The following is a 22,233-nucleotide window of genomic DNA, read 5'->3' as shown; positions in this document are numbered from 1 at the left end:
TGCCGAAACCAAAGGGCCGCTTCAAGCGGCCTTTATGCTTTCCAGGCAGCGGATGTGTGGTTGCTGAAATACAACGGTATTTTGCCTCCGGCAAAAACCGGACCGGAAATACGATCTTTGCCTCCGGCAAAAATCGGTCGGTATTTTGCCTAACGGCAAAAACCGGGTAACGCGGGGTGGAGCAGCCCGGTAGCTCGTCAGGCTCATAACCTGAAGGCCGCAGGTTCAAATCCTGCCCCCGCAACCAAATCAAAAAACCCCGCACGGAGAAATCCTGCGGGGTTTTGTCGTTTTGGGCCGGAAAGCGCCCACGCATGTCGCCACCAGGCAAGGCAGCCGTTTCTTTCCTGTAACGTAAAAAGCCCCGTATCGTCCCCGTGTTCGGCAGCAGCCCCATAATCGTCCTCCCCGAAACAGGAACCGACGACATGGACAAAACCGATAACCTCAACCTCCCCTATATCCTGCCCTCCCAGGCACAGAAACACGTAACGCATAACGAGGCGATCCGCGCGCTCGACGCCATGCTGCATCTGGCGGTGCTGAGCCGCGCCGTTACGGCCCCGCCTGAAAACCCTACCGGCGGGGACCGCTACATTGTGCCCGCAGGTGCGACGGGTGTCTGGAGCGGAAAGGAGACCCAAGTGGCGGCGTGGCAGGACGACGCCTGGGCCTTCTATGCGCCGCGCGAGGGCTGGCTCGCCCATGTCCTTGACGAGAACCGCATGCTCGTCTTCAAGGCGGGCGGCTGGATGGTGGCCGCCTTTGCCGTCGCCATTCCCGACCAGGTCGGCATCAACACGTCTGCGGACGCGACCAACCGGCTGGCCGTCGCCGCGCCCGCCTCCCTCTTCACCAATACCGGCGCAGGACACCAGCTCAAGATCAACAAGGCGGCGGTCGGCGACACGGCCTCGCTTCTCTATCAGACCGCCTGGTCCGGCCGCGCCGAGATGGGCCTGGCCGGCAACGATGCCTTCAGCATCAAGGTCAGCGCCGACGGCGCCACGTTCCGCCAGGCGATCGTCATCGATCCCGCGACGGGACGGCCTGCCTTCCCGTCCGGCGCGCAGGGCCTGCGCGAGCAGCTGACGGCCGACCGCACCTACCACGTCGCACCGGCCGGCAGCGACGGCAATGACGGCCTGTCGACCAGCGCGCCCTTCGCCACGCTGCAGAAGGCGATCGACACCGCGCTGGCGCTCGATTGCGCCCGCCATGACGTGACGATCCAGCTGGCGGACGGCACCCATGCGGGCGCGAGCGTTTCCCGCCCGCTTCTCGGCAACGGCCGGCTGACGATCCGGGGGAACGAGACGACGCCCGCTTCCGTCGTGCTGACAGGCGGCCTGTCCTTCGCCAATGGTGTCCATGCCAAGGTCTCGGGCCTCAGGATCACCATCACCACGGATCTCATCCATGCGCTTTCCGTGGGCAATGGCGTGACGCTGCGCATCGGCAGGATGGAGTTCGGCGCCGTCGGCGCCAATGCCGACCACATCTTCTGCGACAATCCCTGCAAGATCCTTCTGGAGGACAATTACACGATCACCGGCGGCGCGCGGCGTCACATGAATATCGGCGGCGGCGGTTCTCTCTCGGGTACGGGGCGCACCTTCACGCTGACGGGCACGCCCGCCTTCACCCAGTTCGCCGCCACGAGCCATTGCGGCACGATCGCGCTGTCGAGCGCCACCGTCGTCGGCAGCGCCACGGGAAGCCGGTACATCGCCGACACCAACGGGGTGATCAACACCTTCGGCAAGGCGACGACCTTTCTGCCGGGCTCGACCGCCGGCACGAACCCCGCGGGCGGCATTTATGCCTGATCCCGAAACATAGCCTGCACTGCAACCCGGCGGCCTCTTGCCTTGAGGCCGCCGGGCTGGCTATGAATTGGCCATGTCACTCGAATCCGTCCGCGCCTTCTTCGCCGAAAAAGCCCCCGATATCGCCGTCATCGTCACCGAGCAGAGTTCGGCGACCGTGGCGCTCGCCGCAGAGGCGCATGGCGTCGAGCCGGCGCAGATCGCCAAGACGATCTGTGCGCGGGTCGGCGAGGACATCGTGCTGATCGTCGCGGCGGGAACGGCGCGGCTCTCGAACCGGAAGTTCAAGGACCGCTTCGCCGCCAAGCCGCGCATGCTGGATGCCGAGCAGGTGGTGGCGGCGACCTCCCATCCGGTGGGCGGCGTGTGCCCCTTTGGCCTGCCGACGGACCTGCCCGTTTACTGCGACAGGTCGCTCAGCGCCTTCGCGGAGGTCGTGCCGGCCGCCGGCGCCACCAATGCGGCGGTGCGCATCGCGCCCGAGCGCATGGCCGCACTCGTCAACGCCGAATGGGTCGACGTTTGCGAGTGAAACGGCGCGGCCTTGCCGGCCGGCCGTGAAAGAGTTTCGCTCAAATCCGGGGAAATCGCCGGCTAGCATCGGGGCGCGGGACATCGCAATATGACACAATCGTGATCCTGGTGCCCGCCTTCGGCCGGACGCCGTTCACGGGCGCGGAATGGTCGCGCGCCCGGGCTGCGCTGTCGCGCGGCTTGGGCTGGAGCCGGGGTGCTGGAGGAGCTTGGACCCGGAAATGTTCTTACGGTGACGCCGGAGGCGTCAGGGGGAAACAGCATGTTTGAGAAGTTCTTCAAACTGAAAGAGCACGGGACGACCGTGCGCACAGAGGTGATCGCGGGTCTGACGACCTTCCTCACCATGTCCTATATCATCTTCGTTAACCCGGACATCCTGTCGACCACGGGCATGGACCGGGATGCCGTCTTCGTCGCGACCTGTCTGGCGGCGGCACTCGGCTCCATGGTCATGGCGCTCGTCGCCAACTGGCCGATCGGCATGGCGCCCGGCATGGGCCTCAACGCCTTCTTCGCCTTCACCGTGGTCGCAGCCCTGGGCTTCACCTGGCAGCAGGCGCTCGGCGCGGTCTTCATTTCCGGCATCATCTTCGTCATCCTGACGGTAACGGGCGTGCGCAGCTGGCTGATCGCCGGCATACCGCATTCGCTGCGCAGCGCCATCGCCGCCGGTATCGGCCTCTTCCTCGGCATCATCGCGCTGAAGAGCTCCGGCATCGTGGTCGACAATCCCGCGACGCTGGTCGGCCTCGGCGATCTCAAGCAGACCGGCCCGCTGCTGGCGATCTTCGGTTTCTTCGTCATCGCCGTCCTGGACGCGCTGCGCGTCAAGGGCGCAATCCTGATCGGCATCCTCGCGGTGACCGTGCTGTCCTGGATCTTCGGCGTCAGCGAATTCCGCGGCGTCGTCTCCGCCCCGCCGTCGATCATGCCGACCTTCCTGCAGCTCGATATCATGGGTGCGCTGCATGGCGGCCTGCTGCATGTCATCCTCGTCTTCGTGCTCGTCGAGGTGTTCGACGCCACGGGCACGCTGATCGGCGTCGCCAAGCGCGCCAATCTCATCCAGGAGGGCAAGCCGAACCGGCTTGGCCGCGCGCTTCTCGCCGACAGCACGGCGATCGTCGCCGGCTCGATGATCGGCACGAGCAGCACCACCGCCTATGTCGAAAGCGCCTCGGGCGTACAGGCCGGCGGCCGCACGGGTCTCACCGCCTTCGTCGTCGCCATCCTGTTCCTCGCCGCCCTCTTCATCTCGCCGCTCGCCGGTTCCGTGCCGACCTACGCGACGGCGCCGGCGCTGCTTTACGTGGCCGGCCTGATGATGCGCGAACTGACCGAGGTGGAATGGGAAGACCTGACGGAAGCGGCCCCGGCCGCGATCACCGCGCTCGTCATGCCCTTCACCTATTCCATCGCCAACGGCCTTGCCTTCGGCTTCATCAGCTATGCGGTGCTGAAGCTCTTCACCGGCAAGTGGCGGCAGATCCACCCGGCAACGGCCATCGTCGCCGTGCTCTTCATCATCCGCTTCGCCTTCTTCGCGGAGTAGGCGAACAGCCAAAATGAAAAGGGCCGCGTCATCGACGCGGCCCTTTTTCGTTTCCGGTTGGTGCCGATGTCAGCGGATGAGGAACGGCTCGGCGTAGAAATGCTCTTCCAGGTTCACGCCCTCGCCGCCGCGGTCGATGACGGCGAAATCGGAGACGGCGTCGAGCGGCGTCAGGATGCCGTGCCAGACATTGCGGCCGATATTGACGCCCTGTCCGGGCGCCGTGCGGAAGGCGATGGGATCGGCCGGGCCATGAACGGTTTCGTGCGCCACCACCACGAGGAAGGACGCATCGCCGAGCGGGATGAAGGCCTGGCTGCCGAGCGGATGGCGCTCGACCATGGCCAGCTCCAGCGGCAGCGGATAGGGTTCGCCACGCAGCAGGCTGATCATCGGGCGGGCCTTCTCGCCCGTCGTCTCGATATGGGCGAGGTCATGGTAGCGCGTGCACTTGCCCGCATTGATGGGGAACCGGTGCGCGCCCTGTTGCTCGATGACCTGCCCGAAGGGCGCGAAGGCCTCCCGGGTCAGCGGCTGGATATCGATGGTCTTCATGTTTTTCCTCCCACGGCGCAATGGCCAGATGCGGACGGGCACGATTGCCGTCCGGATGTGATGGCGACGGGGTGGGGAGGTGCCCCGTCGCCCTATGGATACCAGACCTTCGTCAGCCTGGCAGCAGGGCTTGCAGCCGCAGCAGCGCGATCCGCTCGACCTGTTTGCAGGCGGTGGCGAATTCGGTGTCGCGGTCGTTGGCGATGCGCTTTTCGAAGGCGGCGAGAATGCTCGCCTTGGTGTTGTCGCGCACGGCGATGATGAAGGGGAAGCCGAACTTCGCCACATAGGCATCGTTGAGCGCGGTGAAGCGGTCGCGCTCCGCATCGGTGAGCGCATCGAGCCCGGCGGAGGCCTGCTCCTCGGTCGAGCTTGCCGTCAGCCGCTTCGCCAGCGCCAGCTTGCCGGCGAGATCGGGATGCGCGACGAGCACGCCCAGCCGTTCCTCGTCGCTCGCGGCGCGGAACTGGAAGGTGAGGGCTGCGGCAAGGCCGATGGCCGTGTCGTTGGCCGGCGAAAGCTCACCGGCAAAGGCGCGGCGCGCGATCCACGGCGAATGCTCGAAAATATCGCCGAAACGCGCCACGAAGGTCGCCTCGTCCATGCGCGACGGACGCTCGGCCGCGGGCTGCGGCGGATGGGTCCTCGCCCAGTGCTCGGCGATATCCACGCGCCGGGCAATCCAGACCTTGTCGTGGCTCTGCACATAGTCGATGAAGCGGGCGAGCGCCATGACGCGGCCGGGGCGGCCGATCAGCCGGCAGTGCAGGCCGATCGACATCATCTTCGGGCTGCCGGCCGCGCCTTCGGCATAGAGCGCGTCGAAACTGTCCTTGAGATAGCTGAAGAACTGGTCGCCGCTGTTGAAACCCTGCGGCGTGGCAAACCGCATGTCGTTGGCATCGAGCGTATAGGGAATGATGAGCTGCTGGCGGCCGGCGTGCTCGTACCAGTAGGGCAGGTCGTCGGCATAGGTGTCGGAGATATAGTCGAAGCCGCCGGCCTCCGCGACGAGGTCGACGGTGTTGACCGAACAGCGGCCGGTATACCAGCCGCGCGGCCGCTCGCCCGTCACCAGCGTGTGCAGGCGGATCGCCTCGGCGATCGCCTGGCGCTCCTCGTCGGCCGGCATGTCCTTGTGCTCGACCCATTTCAGGCCGTGCGAGGCGATTTCCCAGCCCGCACCGAGCATGGCCGCGACCTGGGCCGGAGACCGCTGCAGGGCGGTTGCCACGCCGTAGACCGTGACGGGCACGTCCTTTTCCGTCAAAAGCCGGTGCAGGCGCCATAAGCCGGCGCGCGCGCCGTATTCGTAGATCGATTCCATGTTCCAGTGGCGCTGGCCGGGCCATTGCGCCGCGCCGACGATCTCCGACAGGAAGGCTTCCGAGGCCGCATCGCCATGCAGCACGCAGTTTTCGCCGCCTTCCTCGTAGTTCAGCACGAATTGCACGGCGATGCGCGCATCATTGGGCCATTGCGCTGCCGGCGGGGTCTCGCCGTGGCCATGCATGTCGCGGCAATATCGCATGAACGCTCCTCCAAGGTTGGTATGGCGCATGTCTAGCCGAAAACCGCGCGCGTAATTTCCCCGGAAATTTTGAAAGTCTCGAACGATCTCGCTGCTTTTCAGCGGATTGGGGCTGACAGATAGTGAATGCAGGCGCATTGTGTTCGGGAGGGTAACATGCAGTCTCATCGCCAAGGAGCCGGCCGGCTCACGACCCATGTTCTGGACACGGCGCGCGGCAGGCCGGCAGAGGGCCTGCGCATCGATCTCTATCGGGTGGACGGCGACGCGTTGCAGCTCATCGGCACGACGAAGACCAACGACGACGGGCGCTGCGATGCACCGCTGCTTTCGGGCGAGACGATGAAGGCCGGCACCTACGAACTGCGCTTCCATGCCGGCGATTATCTCGGCCGCAGCGCAGACGGGCCGCTGTTCCTCGACATCATCCCGATCCGTTTCGGGCTTGCCGACGAGGACGCACATTACCATGTCCCTCTTCTCGTTTCGCCTTTCAGCTATTCCACCTATCGCGGGAGCTAGAGCCATGACAGCCGCAACGATCCGCTCCGAACTGCGCTTCGTCCTCAACGGGCAGGATGTGACGCTGCGCGATGTCGCGCCCGACCAGACGCTGCTCGACTGGCTGCGCGTCTCGCGCCTGCTCAAGGGCACCAAGGAAGGCTGCGCGGAAGGCGATTGCGGCGCCTGCACGGTGCTGGTGGGACGGCTCACTCCCTCCGGCGGCCTCGTTTATGAGGGCGTCAATGCCTGCATCCGCTTCATGGGCTCGCTCGATGGCTGTCACGTCGTGACGGTGGAGCATGTCGCCGCCGGCGACGGCACGTTGCATCCCGTGCAGCAGGCCATGGTGGATTACCACGGTTCGCAATGCGGCTTCTGCACGCCGGGCTTCGTCATGTCGCTCTATGCGCTTTGGATGGAGGCGCCCAATCCGAGCGACCAGCAGATCGAGACGGCGCTGCAAGGCAATCTCTGTCGCTGCACCGGCTACGAGCCGATCCTGCGCGCCGCCCGCGCCATTTCCAGCTATGGCGGTACGGACAGGGATCCGCTGCTTGCCGAGCGCGCCGCGATGATCGAAAGGCTCAAGGCGTTGAAGGACGGCGCGCGTGTCGAGATGGGCGCCGGCCGGAACCGCTTCGTGGTGCCGGCAAACCTTGACGACTTCGCCGCCCTGCTGGCCGCCGAACCCACCGCGACCGTGGTCGCCGGCTCCACCGATGTCGGCCTGTGGGTGACGAAGCAGATGCGCGACATCACGCCCGTCGTGTTCATTGCCGGGCTCGACGAGCTCAGGTCGATCGCGGTGCAGGACGGCACGGTGTCGATCGGCGCCGGCGTCACCTACAGCGAGGCCTTCGAGACATTGTCCGCGCAGATCCCGGCACTCGGCCCGCTGATTGCGCGCATCGGCGGCCAGCAGGTGCGCAATATGGGCACGATCGGCGGCAACATCGCCAACGGCTCTCCCATCGGCGACACGCCGCCCGCGCTGATCGCGCTCGGCGCCACGCTGACCTTGCGCAGGGGTGCCGATCGGCGCACCATCCGCCTTGAAGATTACTTCATCGCCTATGGCAAACAGGACCGCCGGCCGGGCGAATTCGTCGAGGCCGTGCATGTGCCCGTGCCGAAGGCGGCGGAGCGGTTTGCCGTCTACAAGGTGACCAAGCGGCGCGACGAGGACATCACGGCCACGCTCGGGGCGTTCAGGCTTTCGCTCGCCGCCGATGGCACGGTCGAGGATATCTGTATCGCCTATGGCGGCATGGCGGCCACGCCGAAGCGCGCCTTCGCCGTGGAGACGGCGCTGACCGGCCAGCCGTGGAACGAGGCCACCGTCGAGGCAGCCATGGCGAAATATGCCGAGGACTACCAGCCGCTGACCGACATGCGCGCCACCGCCGAATACCGGGCGCTGGTCGCAAGGAACCTGCTGATGCGGTTCTTCCTAGAAACGACATCCGCCGCGGCGCCCGCCCAGGTGTCCAGATACGAGGCTGCGTGAGGCCATGAACAAGCACACCCCCGACCTCAAGGCTGAGAAGATCGATGGCGGCGTTCATGCGAGCGTACGCCACGATTCCGCACACAAGCATGTCGCCGGCAGTGCCGTCTATATCGACGACATCACCGAGCCCGCCGGTACGCTGCATGCCGGGCTTGGCCTTTCCACCGTCGCGCATGGCATAATCCGGTTGATCGATCTTTCGGCCGTGCGCGCCGCGCCCGGCGTCGTCGACGTGCTGACCCATGCGGACATTCCCGGCGAAAACGACATCTCGCCGTCGGGCATGCATGACGATCCCGTGCTCGCCGCCGGCAAGGTGCAGTTTCATGGCCAGCCGGTGTTCTGCGTGATCGCCGAGACGCGCGAACAGGCCCGCCGCGCCGCGCGCCTCGCGAAAATCGACTATGAGGAAATGCCTGCCGATATCGACATCTGGCATCTCGATGCCACGACCCATCCGCAGGTCTTCCCGCCGCTGACGCTGAAGCGCGGCGAGGCGGCCAGCGCGCTCGAAAGCGCCCCGCGCCGCATCAAGGGCCGCATGCGGCTCGGCGGGCAGGATCATTTCTACCTTGAAGGACAGGTGTCGCTCGCCGTGCCCGGCGAGGATGACGAGGTGCTCGTCTATTGCTCGACCCAGGGCCCGAGCGAGACGCAGCACATGGTCGCCCATGCGCTGGGCGTGCCGAGCCATGCCGTGACCATCGAAGTGCGCCGCATGGGCGGCGGCTTCGGCGGCAAGGAAACCCAGGCCAACCAGTGCGCGGCGCTCGCCGCCATCGCCGCCAAGCGCCTGAACCGCGCGGTAAAACTCCGGCTCGACCGCGACGAGGACATGGTGGCGACCGGCAAGCGGCACGACTTCGCCATCGACTACGATATCGGTTTCGACGAGGAGGGCCGCATCCACGCGGTCGACTACACGTTCGCGCTCAGGGCCGGCTTTTCGGCCGATCTCTCAGGCCCGGTCGGCGACCGCGCGCTGTTCCACTGCGACAACGCCTATTTCTTCCCCCATGTGCATGCCAAGACCGCGCTCTTGCGCACCAACACGGTTTCCAACACCGCGTTTCGCGGCTTCGGCGGCCCGCAGGGCATGGTGGGCGCGGAGCGTGTCATCGACGAGATCGCTTTTGCAACGGGCAAGGACCCGCTGGACATCCGCAAGCTGAATTTCTACGACGCGATGGGCGTGGAGGGGGAACGCAACCTCACGCCCTATCACCAGAAGGTCGAGGACTGCATCATCCAGCGCATCGTCGCGGAACTGGAGGAAAGCGCCGACTATGCCGGCCGCCGCAAGGCGATCGCCGAGTTCAACGCGACGAGCCGCATCGTCAAGCGCGGCATCGCGCTGACGCCGGTCAAGTTCGGCATATCCTTCACCAAGACGGAATCCAACCAGGCCGGCGCGCTGGTGCATGTCTATACGGATGGCTCCGTGCACATGAACCATGGCGGCACGGAAATGGGCCAGGGCCTGCACCTGAAGGTGGCGCAGGTGGTGGCCGAGGAGTTCCAGATCGATCTCGACCGGGTGAAGATCACGGCGACGACCACGGCCAAGGTGCCGAACACATCGCCGACCGCGGCCTCCTCGGGCGCGGACCTGAACGGCATGGCCGCGCAGGACGCGGCGCGCCAGATCAAGAACCGGTTGATCGATTTCGCCGCCGAAAGCCATCAGGTCCCGCGCGACCAGGTGGTGTTCCTGCCCAACCGGGTGCGCATCGGAAATGCGGAAATAGCCTTCAACGATCTCGTGAGGAAGGCCTACATCGCCCGCGTGCAGCTCTCGGCCGCCGGCTTCTACAAGACGCCGAAGATCCACTGGGACCGCTCCAAGGGGCGCGGCCACGCCTTCTATTACTACGCCTATGGCGCGGCCTGCTCGGAGGTCTCCGTCGATACGCTGACCGGCGAATATGTCGTCGAGCGCACCGATATCCTGCACGATACGGGCCGGTCGCTGAACCGGATCATCGATATCGGCCAGGTCGAAGGCGGCTTCATCCAGGGCATGGGCTGGCTGACGACGGAGGAACTGTGGTGGGACGGCAAGGGCCGGCTGCGCACGCATGCGCCCTCCACCTACAAGATCCCGCTCGCCTCCGATCGCCCGAAGATCTTCAACGTCGCGTTGACCGACTGGTCGGAGGCCTATGAGCCGACGATCCACCGCTCCAAGGCGGTGGGCGAGCCGCCGCTGCCGCTCGGCCTGTCCGTGCTGCATGCGCTGTCGGATGCCGTGGCGAGCGTCGCTGGCCACGCGATCTGCCCGCGCCTCGATGCGCCCGCCACGCCCGAGCGCGTGCTGATGGCCATCGAGCGGCTGAAGGCGGCGCGCGCGACGTCAGGAAACGTGTGAGGGGATAGGGCGATGACCGGCGCGCGCGAAGACATCCGCGATTTCCTGCGCCGCGTGCCCGCCGCCGTGCTGGTCGAGGTGACGGGGGCGGCGGGCTCGACCCCGCGTGACACCGATGCCTGGATGCTGGTGTCGGAACGGGCGATCTTCGCCACGATCGGCGGCGGCCAGCTCGAATATATGGCGATCGATCAGGCCCGCCGGGCCCTGCGCTCGGGGCTTGCCGCCGCGCCGATGACCGTGCCGCTCGGCCCCGAGATCGGCCAGTGCTGCGGCGGGCGCGTCGGCCTGTCCTTTGCTGCCGTCACGCCCGATCTTGCCGCGCGGCTGATCGCGCGCTGCGACCAAGAGATGGCGTCGCGCCCGCATGTCTATGTCTTCGGTGCCGGCCATGTCGGCGATGCGCTGGCGCTGGCGCTGTCGCTCGCGCCGCTGCGCGTCGTGCTGGTGGATACCCGCGAGGATGCGCTGGAGGCATCGACCGTTCCGCGCATCGAGACCTGCCTGACGCCCATGCCCGAGGCCGTGGTGCGCGATGCGCCCGCTGGCAGCAGCTTCGTCATCCTCACCCACGATCACGCGCTGGATTTCCTGATCGCCGCCGAGGCGTTGAAACGGCCGGACGCCGCCTATGTCGGCATGATCGGATCGAAAACCAAGCGCGCCACCTTCCGCAACTGGCTGTCGCGCGAAAGCGGAAACCCCGCGCTCAGCGAAAATCTCGTCTGTCCCATCGGCGGTACCACGATCAAGGACAAGCGCCCCGCCGTCATCGCCACCCTCGCCGCCGCGGAAATCCTGACAGCGGCGCTGGCGTGGCGGGCGCGAAGCCCTCAATCCGTTGCAGATACGCTGGCCGGCTCCTCGCCGAGCAGCTTGCCGATCAGGCGCTGACAGCGTTCGGCCATGAAGTCGATCATCAGGCGGACCTTGGGGTCCTGGAAGCGCTTGTGCGGGTAGATGGCGGCGAGCTGGGCGGAGGCGGGCGGGGCGTCCTTGAGGATCTCCACCAGCCGGCCTTCCGCAAGATGCGCCTTCACCTCGAAGAGCGGCTTGTTGATGATGCCGCGGCCCTCCAGCGCCCATTGCGTCAGCACGTCGCCGTCGTCGCTGTCATAGGGCCCGGCCACCTCGAACTTGCGCGGACCCTCCGCCGTCACCAGCGTCCAGTAATATTCCTTCGAGCCGGGATAGCGCAGCAGAAGACAGTCATGCTTGTCGGAAATCAGCGCATCGGCGTTCGCCGGCGTGCCGCGGCGCGCAAGGTATTCGGGCGCGGCGCACAGCACGCGCTCGCATTTGAGGATGCCGCGCATGCGCAGGTTGGAATCCTCGAGCACGCCGAGCTTGAAGGCGATATCGACGCCTTCCGCGAGGATATCGACATTGTGGTCGGACAGGCGCAGGCGCACCTCGATATCGGGATACTTGTCGTGGAATTCGGGAATGCCCGGCGCGATGAGGCGGCGGCCGATGCCGAGCGGCGCGGTGATCCTCAGCGAGCCCTTGGGGTTGCGCGACAGGTCGGCGATGGCGCCTTCGGCCTCGTTCACCGCCTCGATGATCTTGACCGCACCGTCGTAGAAGACGCGGCCGTGCTCGGTGGGCGAGAGCTTGCGCGTCGTGCGGTTGAACAGCCGCACGCCGAGATGGCGCTCCAGTTCCTTGATGCGATTGCTGGCGACGGCCGGGGTCACGCGCTGGTCGCGCCCTGCCGCCGAGAGCGTACCGAGTTCGACCACGCGAACGAAGACGCGCACATTATCGAGATAGGACATGCGTCTTTCTACCACATCGGCGTGCAGTGCAAAGAGCTGTCCATCTTATAGATTTTTTTGAAAGTGTTCGGGACTTCCCGGGATTTCCGCGAAAATCACTTGATGGCACACAAGCCGGTGAAGATCGGGAGGAGGCCCCCATGTACGAATACGCCATCGCCTGGGACTGGCTGATGTTCGCCGTCCGCTGGCTGCATGTCATCACCGCCATCGCCTGGATCGGCTCGTCGTTCTACTTCGTCGCGCTCGATCTCGGCCTGAAGAAGCATCCGGCACTGCCGCCGGGCGCGCATGGCGAGGAGTGGCAGGTGCATGGCGGCGGCTTCTACCACATCCAGAAATACCTGGTGGCGCCGGCCAACATGCCCGAGCACCTCGTCTGGTTCAAATGGGAGAGCTACGTCACCTGGCTGTCCGGCTTCGGCATGCTCTGTCTGGTCTACTATGCCGGCGCGGACCTCTATCTGATCGATCCGAACGTGCTCGACGTCTCCAAGCCCGTGGCCATCGCCATCTCGCTGGCCTCGCTCGGCATTGGCTGGATCCTCTACGACCTCATCTGCAAGTCGCCCTTCGGCAACGACAACACACGGCTGATGGTGGCGCTCTATTTCATCCTCGTCTTCGTGGCCTGGGGCTACACGCAGCTGTTCACCGGGCGTGCCGCGCTGCTGCATCTCGGTGCCTTCACGGCCACCATCATGTCGGCCAACGTGTTCTTCATCATCATCCCCAACCAGAAGATCGTCGTCGCCGACCTCATTGCCGGCCGCACGCCCGATCCGAAATACGGCAAGATCGCCAAGCAGCGTTCCACGCACAACAACTACCTGACGCTGCCCGTGCTCTTCCTGATGCTGTCCAATCATTATCCGCTGGCCTTCGGCACGGAATTCAACTGGATCATCGCCTCGCTGGTCTTCCTGATGGGCGTCACCATCCGCCACTATTTCAACACCCGCCACGCGGATGCCGGCAACCCGACCTGGACCTGGTTGGTCACCGCGCTTCTCTTCGTCGCCATCATGTGGCTCTCCACGGTGCCGAAGGTGCTGACGGGCGCGGCCGAGGACGCCAGGGTATCCGCCGCCCAGCAACCCTTCGTGACGGCGGAAGCCTTCCCCAGGGTGCGCGACACGGTGCTGGGGCGCTGCGCCATGTGCCATGCGAAGGAGCCGGGCTGGGAGGGCATGGTCGCGCCGCCCAAGGGCGTGGTGCTGGAAACCGACGGCGAGATCGCCGCCCATGCCCGCGAAATCTACCTGCAGGCCGGCCGCTCGCATGCCATGCCGCCCGCCAATGTGACCCAGGTATCCGACGAGGAGCGCCGCCTCTTCGTCGCCTGGTATGAAAGCGCCGTGAACGGGGAGAAGACCCAATGACCGAACGTCTCATTCGTGGCCGCGTGCTGAGCTTCGTGGCCGAACCGCAGGGCATCGACGACACCGCTTCCTATCGCTACTTCGAGGACGGTGCCGTTCTGGTGCGCGATGGACGGATCGTCGAGACGGGCGATCATGCGGATGTGCGCCGGCGCGCCGGCGCGGATGTCGAGATTTGCGATCACCGGCCGAACCTCGTCCTGCCGGGGCTGATCGACACGCACCTGCATTTTCCGCAGACGCAGGCCATCGCGTCTTATGGCGCGCAGCTTCTCGAATGGCTGAACACCTATATCTTCGTCGAGGAGCAGAAATTCGCCGAAGCGGCCCATGCAGGGGCGGTGGCGGATCGCTTCATGGACGAGCTTTTGTCGAACGGCACGACGACGGCCGTCGCCTATTGCTCGGTGCATCCCGAAAGCGTCGACGCCTATTTCACGGCCGCCGAGGCGCGCGGCATGCGCATGATCGGCGGCAAGGTGATGATGGACCGCAACGCGCCGGACGCGCTGCGCGACACGCCGCAGCAGGGTTATGACGAGACGGCGGCGCTGATTGGAAAATGGCATGACCGCGGCCGCACGCGGTACGCGATCAGCCCGCGCTTCGCCATCACCTCGACGCCGGAGCAGATGGAGATGAGCCAGGCGCTCGTCGCGGAAAATCCGACCTGCTACGTCCAGACCCATCTTTCGGAAAACCACGACGAGATCGCGTTCGCCACCTCGCTTTATCCGGATGCGAAGGACTACACGGACATCTATGCGCGCTACGGCCTGCTCAACGAGCGCTTGCTGCTTGGCCATTGCATCCATCTGAGCGACCGGGAGATCGGAGTGCTGGCGGAAACCCGCAGCGTCGCGGTGTTCTGCCCCACGTCGAACCTCTTCCTCGGTTCGGGACTGTTCGACCGCGACCGCTTCGACAAGGCGGGCGTCCGCTGGTCGGTGGCGACCGATGTCGGCGCCGGCACCAGCTTCTCCATGCTGGAAACGATGGACGAGGCCTACAAGGTTCTGCATCTCAACGGCCAGAAGCTGACACCGTTCAATTCCTTCTACCGCATGACGCTGGGCAATGCCCGGGCGCTCCGGCTGGAAAAGGAGATCGGCACCCTCGATGCCGGCACCGAAGCCGATATCGTCGTGCTCGATTCCCGCGCCAAGTCGGCGATGGAATACCGCATGCGCACGGCGAAATCGCTCGCCGAGGAACTGTTCATTCTCCAGACCATGGGCGACGACCGCTGCGTGGCGCAGGTCTATGTCGCGGGCCGGCCGATGAAGGGCACGGCGGGAGCTGTGAAGCCGCGGGCGCTGGAAGCGGCTTGAGGTGAAAAGTACCTGAAACCTTTCTCAAAAAGGGTAAGGGATCTCCACGACGGCACTGCTTGCCCTTCTCCCCGCGGGGAGAAGGTGGCCCGAAAGGTCGGATGAGGGGGCTTGCACGACCGCTGACATTAGCGCCACCCCCTCATCCCGCTGCCGCGACCTTCTCCCCGTTGGGGAGAAGGGGGGTGTCGCCCCGGTTTCCTGCGATCCGCACCGCCCCGCCGCGTCTTGCACACGTCTGCCGCGTCTCCTTCTCCCCTAGGGGGAGCGGCATACCTCTTCTCCCGTTTGGGGAGAGGCAGGCTGGAGTAACCTTCCGATTCATGATGTGACGACGCGGTTGCTATTCCGGTTTTGTCACCCGCCCGCCCATCGCCTTCGTCAATCCCTCCGCCGCCGCCCGCACGACCGGGCCGAAGGCGTCGATCTTGCTGTCGGGCAGGCGCACGGCCGGGCCGGAGACGGAGATGCCGGCGACGGCCTCGCCATATTCGTCGAAGATCGGCGCGGCCACGCAACGCATGCCGAGCGTGTGCTCCTCGTCGTCGATCGACCAGCCGCGCGCGCGGATCGCCGCGATGTCCTCCAAGAGCGTCGGGATCGTGTCGCGGGTCTTTTCCGTGAAGTGCTGCAGCGCGCGGCCGGACAGCAGCGCCTCGATGCGGGCATCCGGCCAGGTCGAGAGGATCGCCTTGCCGATACCCGAGGCATGGATCGGCCCGCGCCGGCCGGGCCGGAAGAAGGCGCGCATCGGCGCGTGGCTTTCCACCTGCGAGATGAACACCACGTCGCCGTCGTCCTCGATGGCGATGTTGGCCGTCTCGCCGCAACCTTCCATCAGCTGTTTCAGGAAGGGCCGGCTGATCGTGCCGAGCTTGCGGAAGCGCAGATAGGCGGTGCCGATCTCGAAGGCCTTCACGCCGATCGTCCAGGCGCCCGTCTCCGCATCATGGGCGACCATGCCGTGCTGGGCAAGCGAGGTCAAAAGCCGGTGCACGGTCGATGGCGCCATGCCGGACTGGTCGGCAAGGTCGCTGAGGCCGGCGCCGTCCGCCTGCGCCACGAGGTCGAGCAGCTTCAGGCTCCGGTCCAGCACCTGCACGGAGGAGGGTGCGGCATCCGCCGCCGGTTTGCGGCCCGGCCGCCCGCGTGTCTTTTCCGGATGTTCCGCCATGCCCCGTTCCCATCTCGTCGTCGTCGCCAACCCCTCATCCGCCTGCCGGCACCTTCTCCCCGTGGGGGAGAAGGACGAGAGCCGCAACGTTTCCTCCCCTTCTCCCCCACGGGGAGAAGGTGGCGCGGAGGGCCGGGGCTTGCGCCGCCCGCCATCCATCCCATTCCGCATCATTCCATATCCGGCCTGAGGGGATTGTTCCAGATTCGTTGAAAATGTTTATTTCCATATAGTGGGATTGATTTCCATTTTATGATTGCGCGGATCGGCGGATGCGATACCTTTGTCGTCAGAGACGGAGGAAATCCCATGGCGAAAATGCGTGCTGTCGATGCAGCGGTGCTGGTTCTGGAAAAGGAAGGCGTCGATTGCGCCTTCGGCGTTCCGGGTGCCGCGATCAATCCCTTCTACGCGGCGCTGAAGGCGCGGGGCTCCGTGCGGCATATCCTGGCCCGGCACGTCGAGGGTGCAAGCCACATGGCCGAGGGCTATACGAGGGCGCGCGCCGGCAATATCGGCCTGTGCATCGGCACGTCCGGCCCGGCCGGCACCGACATGATCACCGGCCTCTATTCGGCATCCGCCGATTCGATCCCGATCCTCTGCATCACCGGGCAGGCGCCGCGCGCCCGCCTCGACAAGGAGGATTTCCAGGCGGTGGATATCGCCAAGATCGCGGCCCCCGTCACCAAATGGGCCGTCACGGTCATGGAGCCGGGCCTCGTGCCCTATGTCTTCCAGAAGGCGTTCCACACCATGCGGTCCGGCCGTCCCGGCCCGGTCCTGATCGACCTGCCGATCGACGTGCAGCTTGCCGAAATCGAATTCGACATCGACGCCTATGCGCCCCTTGAGCCCTACAAGCCGGCGGCGACCCGCGCCCAGGCGGAAAAGGCGCTCGCCATGCTGAACGCGGCCGAGCGGCCGCTGATCGTGGCCGGCGGCGGCATCATCAATGCGGATGCCTCGGACCTGCTGGTGGAATTCGCCGAGATCGTCGGCGTGCCCGTCATCCCGACCCTGATGGGCTGGGGCGTCATCCCGGACGATCATCGCCTGATGGCCGGCATGTGCGGCCTGCAAACCTCGCATCGCTACGGCAATGCCACGCTGCTCGCCTCGGACTTCGTGCTCGGCATCGGCAACCGCTGGGCCAACCGCCACACCGGCAACATCGCCACCTATACGGAAGGCCGGACATTCGTGCATGTCGATATCGAGCCGACCCAGATCGGCCGCGTCTTCACGCCGGATTTCGGCATCGTCTCGGATGCCGGAGCGGCCCTGAAGGTGTTCCTCGACGTCGCCACCGAATGGAAGGTCGCGGGCAAGCTGCGCGACTGGTCCGCCTGGGGCGACGAATGCCGCGCGCGCAAGCGCACCATGCTGCGCAAGACCCATTTCAACCAGACCCCGCTCAAGCCGCAGCGCGTCTACGAGGAGATGAACAAGGCGTTCGACCGCGACACCTGCTACGTCTCGACCATCGGCCTTTCCCAGATCGCCGGTGCGCAGTTCCTGCATGTCTACAAGCCGCGCAACTGGATCAACTGCGGCCAGGCCGGCCCGCTCGGCTGGACGCTGCCGGCAGCGCTCGGTGTGCGTGCGGCCGATCCCGACAGGCCGATCGTCGCATTGTCGGGAGACTATGACTTCCAGTTCCTGATCGAGGAACTGGCCGTCGGCGCCCAGCACAAGCTGCCCTACCTGCATGTGGTCGTGAACAATTCCTATCTGGGACTGATCCGCCAGGCCCAGCGTGGCTTCAACATGGATTTCGAAGTGTCGCTCGCCTTCGACAACATCAACGCCACGGCCGATTCGGAAGCCGGCTATGGGGTCGACCATGTCGCGGTCGCCGAAGGCCTCGGGTGCAAGGCGCTTCGGGTGCGCAGCCCGAACGAATTCCAGGAAGCCTTCGCCACCGCGCAGCGGCTGATGAAGGAGCATCAGGTGCCCGTCGTCATCGAGTTCATCCTCGAGCGCGTCACCAACATCGCCATGGGCGCCGACATCAATGCCGTGGTCGAGTTCGAGGAACTGGCCGAGCGCGGCGAGGATGCGCCGACGGCGACACTTGCGGCCCTGCTGGATTAAGTGTGGGTCGGACTGAATTCCGGGAGACGATGACATGCCGAAATTTGCGGCCAACCTGACCATGCTGTTCAACGAAGTGCCCTTCATGGAGCGCTTCGCGCTTGCCGCCAAGGCCGGCTTCGAGGGGGTGGAATATCTCTTCCCCTACGATTTCGACCGCGAGGCGCTGCGCGCGGCGCTCGATCTGCACGGCCTGACGCAGGTGTTGCACAACCTGCCGGCCGGCAATTGGGCCGGCGGCGAGCGCGGCATCGCCGTGCTGCCCGACCGGATCGACGAGTTCCGCCGCGGCGTCGCGACGGCCATCGAATACGCCACCGCGCTGGGCTGCAAGCAGGTCAACTGCCTGTCCGGCATCGCGCCGGTCGGCGTGTCCGACGATGTGCTGCGCACCACGTTCGTTTCGAACCTGAAGCTTGCGGCGGAGGAATTCGAAAAACACGGAATCCGGCTTCTGATCGAGCCGATCAACCGGTTCGATATTCCGGGCTTCTACCTCAACACGCCGGATCAGGCCGCCTCCGTCATCGCCGAAGTCGGCTCGGACAACCTGTTCATCCAGTACGACCTCTACCACCAGCAGCGCACCGGGGGCGAGCTGATCGGCACGTTCCAGAAGCATCAGGCGAAGATCGCCCATGTCCAGCTGGCCGACAATCCCGGCCGCAACGAGCCGGGCACCGGCGAGATCGCCTGGCCCTTCGTGTTCCGCACGCTGGATGCGCTGGGTTACGACGGCTGGATCGGCTGCGAATACAAGCCGCGCACCACCACCGCCGAAGGCCTCGGCTGGCTGACGGATATCGGCCGCTGAGCCGGCAAAGAGTTTCAGGATCGGGAGTTCATCATGGCACATATCGGTTTCATCGGCCTCGGCATCATGGGCACGCCCATGGCGCGCCATCTTCAGGATGCCGGACACACGGTCGTCACGTCGCGGCATATCGTGCCGCCGCGCCAGGAGCTGGTCGACAACGGCCTTGAGGTGGTCGACAGCCCGAAGGCGCTGGCCGAAAGCGTCGACACGATCATCCTGATGCTGCCCGACACGCCGGAGGTGAAGGACGTGCTGTTCGGCGAGAACGGCGTGGCATTCGGCCTGTCCGCCGGCAAGCTGGTCATCGACATGAGCTCGATCTCGCCGATCGAGACGAAGGAATTCGCAAAAAAGGTCCGCGAGACGGGGGCTGAATATGTTGATGCGCCGGTCTCCGGCGGTGAGGTCGGCGCGCGCAACGCCTCGCTCTCCATCATGGCGGGCGGATCGCAGGAAAGCTTCGACCGCGCGCTGGCGCTGTTGCAGCTGATGGGCAAGAACATCACGCTGGTCGGCGATTGCGGCGATGGGCAGGTGACGAAGGTCGCCAACCAGATCATCGTGGCGTTGACCATCGAGGCCGTCGCCGAGGCGCTGGTCTTCGCCTCCAAGGCCGGTGCCGATCCGGCCCGCGTGCGCGCGGCGTTGATGGGCGGTTTCGCCTCCTCGCGCATTCTGGAAGTGCATGGCGAGCGCATGGTCAAGCGCACCTTCGATCCCGGCTTCCGCATCGCGCTGCACCAGAAGGATCTCAATCTCGCGCTGCAGGGCGCCAGGGCGCTTGGCATCTCGCTGCCCAACACGGCGGCCACGCAGGAGCTGTTCAACCAGTGCGCCGCGCATGGCGATGCCGGTCTCGATCACTCAGGTCTCGTCACGGCGCTTGAGCGCATGGCGAACCACGCCGTCGCCTGACGACGGCCTGGCCGGGCGGGGAGGGGAGCCCCGCCCGGCACCCTTTGGGGTATCGCATAGGCATGAAGACGAGGTTTGCCATTCTCCCTTCTCCCCCACGGGGAGAAGGTGCCCGAAGGGCGGATGAGGGGGCTGGCACGACGTCGATGTCTGCGCCACCCCCTCATCCCGCTGCCGCGACCTTCTCCCCCACGGGGGAGAAGGGGAGGTGGCTTGCTTCATTTTCAAACGCGACCGTCCCATCTGCATGCGATGGCCCTTCGCCAGCGAACCATAGCCTTCGTCCCGCCGCTTCGTTGCCATCCGGGAGGCGACGCCGGCTTGCGGATGAGGGCTTATGTTTTATAAGTGCAGCGCAGACCCGGAGGAGCCAGATGCCCGTAATCGCAGACCCGCGTGCCTTTCTCGAAAATCTGTTCTCCGTCGCGGTCGCCGCCGCCGATCCCGAGAAGGTGCTGGCTGCCAATCTGCCGGAAAAGCCGAAGGGCCGCACGGTGGTGATCGGCGCCGGCAAGGGCGCGGCGCAGATGGCGCGCGCCTTCGAGCGTCTGTGGGATGCGCCGCTTTCCGGCGTCGTCGTCACGCGCTACGGCTATGCCGTCGCCTGCGAGCGCATCGAGGTCCTTGAAGCCGCCCATCCGGTGCCGGACGAGAGCGGGCTGACCGCCTCCGGCCGGCTGATGGCCGCCGTGCGCGATCTGACCGCCGACGATCTCGTCGTCGCGCTGATCTGCGGCGGCGGCTCGGCGCTGCTGCCGGCGCCGGCCGGTGACCTGACGCTGGCCGACGAGATCGCCGTCAACAAGGCGCTGCTCGCCTCCGGCGCGCCGATCAGCGCCATGAACGCCGTGCGCAAGCAGGTCTCGCGCATCAAGGGTGGCCGGCTGGCCGAACTGGCTTATCCCGCCCGCGTCGTCTCGCTCGTCGTGTCGGATATTCCCGGCGACAATCCCGCCCTCGTGGCCTCGGGCCCGACCATTGCCGACGAGACCACCCGCGCCGACGCGCTGCGCCTCATCGAACGCTACCGTCTCGATCTGCCAGACATCGTGATGCGCCATATCGAGGCCGGCCTGGACGAGCCGCCGCTGCCGGGCGACGCCTGCTTTGCCCGCAACGCGGTGAAGCTGGTCGCATCGGCCGCCGTCTCGCTGGACGCTGCGGCGGATGCGGCCCGCAAGGCCGGCGTCGAGGCCGTCATCCTGTCCGATGCCATCGAGGGCGAGGCGGCCGAGGTGGGCCGCGTTCATGCCGCCATCGCCGCCGAGGTCGTGCGCCGCGACCGGCCGTTCCGCAAACCCGTCGTCATCCTGTCCGGCGGCGAGACGACCGTCACGATCCGGGGCAAGGGCAAGGGTGGCCGCAACGGCGAATTCCTGCTCTCCTTCGCCTGCGCCACGGATGGTCTGAAGGGCCTTTCCGCGCTTGCCGCCGATACGGATGGCATCGACGGTTCCGAAGACAATGCCGGCGCCTTCGCCGACGGCACCACCGTCGCGCGCCTTGCCGACAAGGGCAAGGACGCCGCCGAATTCCTGGCGCGCAACGACAGCTGGACGGCCTTCGACGCGCTCGGCGATCTCTTCGTGCCCGGCCCGACCGGCACGAATGTCAACGACTTCCGCGCCATCCTTATCCAGTAGGCAAAACAAAACCCCGCCGGAAGCGGCGGGGTTTTGTTTTGAGATCCGTCGTGAGCGCGGCTCAGTGCGCGCCGGACATGTCGCCGAGCACGTCCTTCGACTTCACCGTGGAATCGGCGTTCAGCACGTAGACCATCGGCACGCCGGTCGCGAGGTTGAGCTTGAGGATTTCCTCCTTGCTCAGCTTGTCCAGCACCATCACCAGCGAGCGCAGCGAATTGCCGTGCGCGGCGACCAGCACCTTCTCGCCGCGCAGCACGCGCGGCAGGATTTCCGTGAGATAATAGGGCCAGACGCGGGCGCCGGTGTCGCGCAGGCTCTCGCCGCCCGGCGGCGGAACGTCGTAGGAGCGGCGCCAGATATGGACCTGCTCCTCGCCCCACTTGGCGCGGGCATCGTCCTTGTTGAGGCCGGAGAGATCCCCATAGTCGCGCTCGTTCAGCGCCTGGTCACGGATCGTCTCGAGGCCTGGCTGGCCGATCTCGTCGAGGATGATCTTCAGCGTCTTCTGGGCGCGCGACAGGTCCGACGTGTAGGCGATGTCGAATTTGATGCCGGTCTCGGCCAGCGCCTTGCCGCCCGTCTTGGCTTCCTCGACGCCGAGCGCGGTGAGGTCAGGATCGCGCCAGCCGGTGAAGAGGTTCTTCAGGTTCCACTCGCTCTGGCCGTGGCGAACGAGGACAAGGGTTCCGCTCATAAGGTTGTCTCCC

Annotated in this window: 18 protein-coding genes and 1 tRNA gene; 14 read left to right on the top strand and 5 right to left on the bottom strand. The window is 65.9% G+C overall.

Annotated elements, in window-relative coordinates; translation table 11 throughout:
* The first annotated feature begins 170 nt into the window (after positions 1–170).
* The 4 genes from B5M41_RS15625 to B5M41_RS15610 all read left to right on the top strand — a co-directional run bounded on the left by B5M41_RS15625 (position 171) and on the right by B5M41_RS15610 (position 3,918).
* Positions 171–247, top strand: a tRNA-Met gene (locus B5M41_RS15625).
* A gap of 181 nt (positions 248–428) precedes the next feature.
* Positions 429–1,829, top strand: coding sequence for a DUF2793 domain-containing protein (locus B5M41_RS15620; protein WP_134650501.1), 1,401 nt, complete (start codon positions 429–431; stop codon positions 1,827–1,829).
* Positions 1,830–1,902: 73 nt separating this feature from the next.
* Positions 1,903–2,361, top strand: coding sequence for a YbaK/EbsC family protein (locus B5M41_RS15615; RefSeq protein WP_134650500.1), 459 nt, complete (start codon positions 1,903–1,905; stop codon positions 2,359–2,361).
* A 264-nt stretch (positions 2,362–2,625) separates the two neighbouring features.
* Positions 2,626–3,918, top strand: a complete 1,293-nt coding sequence (locus tag B5M41_RS15610; RefSeq protein ID WP_134650499.1) for an NCS2 family permease — start codon at positions 2,626–2,628, stop codon at positions 3,916–3,918.
* A 69-nt stretch (positions 3,919–3,987) separates the two neighbouring features.
* Here the strand turns inward: B5M41_RS15610 and B5M41_RS15605 are convergent, their stop codons facing one another.
* Positions 3,988–4,473 (bottom strand): ureidoglycolate lyase, encoded by a 486-nt coding sequence (locus B5M41_RS15605; protein ID WP_134650498.1) that lies wholly within the window; start codon positions 4,471–4,473, stop codon positions 3,988–3,990.
* 112 nt (positions 4,474–4,585) lie between these two features.
* Positions 4,586–6,004 (bottom strand): allantoinase PuuE, encoded by a 1,419-nt coding sequence (puuE, locus tag B5M41_RS15600; protein ID WP_134650497.1) that lies wholly within the window; start codon positions 6,002–6,004, stop codon positions 4,586–4,588.
* 156 nt (positions 6,005–6,160) lie between these two features.
* Between puuE and uraH the strand changes: the two genes are divergently transcribed.
* Genes uraH through xdhC form a run of 4 tightly spaced genes read left to right on the top strand, consistent with a single transcriptional unit; the run spans position 6,161 to position 11,280 of the window.
* Positions 6,161–6,526: a hydroxyisourate hydrolase gene (gene uraH / locus B5M41_RS15595; protein ID WP_134650496.1), complete on the top strand. Its 366-nt coding sequence runs from the start codon at positions 6,161–6,163 to the stop codon at positions 6,524–6,526.
* A 4-nt stretch (positions 6,527–6,530) separates the two neighbouring features.
* Entirely contained in the window at positions 6,531–8,015 is a 1,485-nt protein-coding gene (gene xdhA / locus B5M41_RS15590; protein WP_134650495.1) for a xanthine dehydrogenase small subunit, read from the top strand.
* A 4-nt stretch (positions 8,016–8,019) separates the two neighbouring features.
* Positions 8,020–10,386: a xanthine dehydrogenase molybdopterin binding subunit gene (gene xdhB, locus B5M41_RS15585; protein ID WP_134650494.1), complete on the top strand. Its 2,367-nt coding sequence runs from the start codon at positions 8,020–8,022 to the stop codon at positions 10,384–10,386.
* A gap of 12 nt (positions 10,387–10,398) precedes the next feature.
* Positions 10,399–11,280, top strand: coding sequence for a xanthine dehydrogenase accessory protein XdhC (gene xdhC, locus B5M41_RS15580; protein ID WP_134650493.1), 882 nt, complete (start codon positions 10,399–10,401; stop codon positions 11,278–11,280).
* Here the strand turns inward: xdhC and B5M41_RS15575 are convergent.
* Positions 11,220–12,164: a LysR family transcriptional regulator gene (locus B5M41_RS15575; protein ID WP_134650492.1), complete on the bottom strand. Its 945-nt coding sequence runs from the start codon at positions 12,162–12,164 to the stop codon at positions 11,220–11,222. The genes xdhC and B5M41_RS15575 overlap by 61 nt on opposite strands.
* Positions 12,165–12,304: 140 nt before the next feature.
* Between B5M41_RS15575 and B5M41_RS15570 the strand changes: the two genes are divergently transcribed.
* Both B5M41_RS15570 and guaD read left to right on the top strand, forming a co-directional pair.
* A complete protein-coding gene (locus tag B5M41_RS15570) occupies positions 12,305–13,546 on the top strand; it encodes a urate hydroxylase PuuD (RefSeq protein WP_134650491.1) in 1,242 nt (413 codons plus the stop codon).
* A complete protein-coding gene (gene guaD / locus B5M41_RS15565; protein ID WP_134650490.1) occupies positions 13,543–14,877 on the top strand; it encodes a guanine deaminase in 1,335 nt (444 codons plus the stop codon). Before B5M41_RS15570 ends, guaD begins: the two co-directional genes overlap by 4 nt.
* 343 nt (positions 14,878–15,220) lie before the next feature.
* Here guaD and bhcR read toward each other — a convergent pair whose 3' ends face one another.
* Positions 15,221–16,051, bottom strand: coding sequence for an HTH-type transcriptional regulator BhcR (gene bhcR / locus B5M41_RS15560; RefSeq protein ID WP_134650489.1), 831 nt, complete (start codon positions 16,049–16,051; stop codon positions 15,221–15,223).
* A 309-nt stretch (positions 16,052–16,360) separates the two neighbouring features.
* Here bhcR and gcl point away from each other — a divergent pair, with 309 nt between their 5' ends.
* The 4 genes from gcl (at position 16,361) to B5M41_RS15540 (ending at position 21,523) form a co-directional block, all read left to right on the top strand.
* Positions 16,361–18,148 carry a glyoxylate carboligase gene (gene gcl / locus B5M41_RS15555; protein WP_134650488.1) on the top strand — a complete coding sequence of 596 codons (1,788 nt, stop codon included), beginning with the start codon at positions 16,361–16,363 and terminating at the stop codon, positions 18,146–18,148.
* Positions 18,149–18,182: 34 nt separating this feature from the next.
* On the top strand, positions 18,183–18,962 hold the full coding sequence (gene hyi / locus B5M41_RS15550; RefSeq protein WP_134650487.1) for a hydroxypyruvate isomerase: 780 nt from the start codon (positions 18,183–18,185) through the stop codon (positions 18,960–18,962).
* Positions 18,963–18,995: 33 nt separating this feature from the next.
* Positions 18,996–19,880 carry a 2-hydroxy-3-oxopropionate reductase gene (locus B5M41_RS15545; RefSeq protein WP_134650486.1) on the top strand — a complete coding sequence of 295 codons (885 nt, stop codon included), beginning with the start codon at positions 18,996–18,998 and terminating at the stop codon, positions 19,878–19,880.
* Positions 19,881–20,254: 374 nt separating this feature from the next.
* Entirely contained in the window at positions 20,255–21,523 is a 1,269-nt protein-coding gene (locus B5M41_RS15540; protein WP_134650485.1) for a glycerate kinase type-2 family protein, read from the top strand.
* 61 nt (positions 21,524–21,584) lie between these two features.
* On the opposite strand, the gene B5M41_RS15535 is transcribed toward B5M41_RS15540, so the two are convergent.
* Entirely contained in the window at positions 21,585–22,220 is a 636-nt protein-coding gene (locus B5M41_RS15535; protein ID WP_134650484.1) for a 2,3-bisphosphoglycerate-dependent phosphoglycerate mutase, read from the bottom strand.
* Between the last annotated feature and the right edge of the window lie 13 nt (positions 22,221–22,233).

Origin of the sequence: Shinella sumterensis (genome assembly GCF_004514425.2) — a bacterium.
Classification (GTDB): Bacteria; Pseudomonadota; Alphaproteobacteria; order Rhizobiales; family Rhizobiaceae; genus Shinella; species Shinella sumterensis.
Note: the sequence above shows the minus strand (reverse complement) of the source record. Positions and strands in the feature narration are given on the sequence as shown.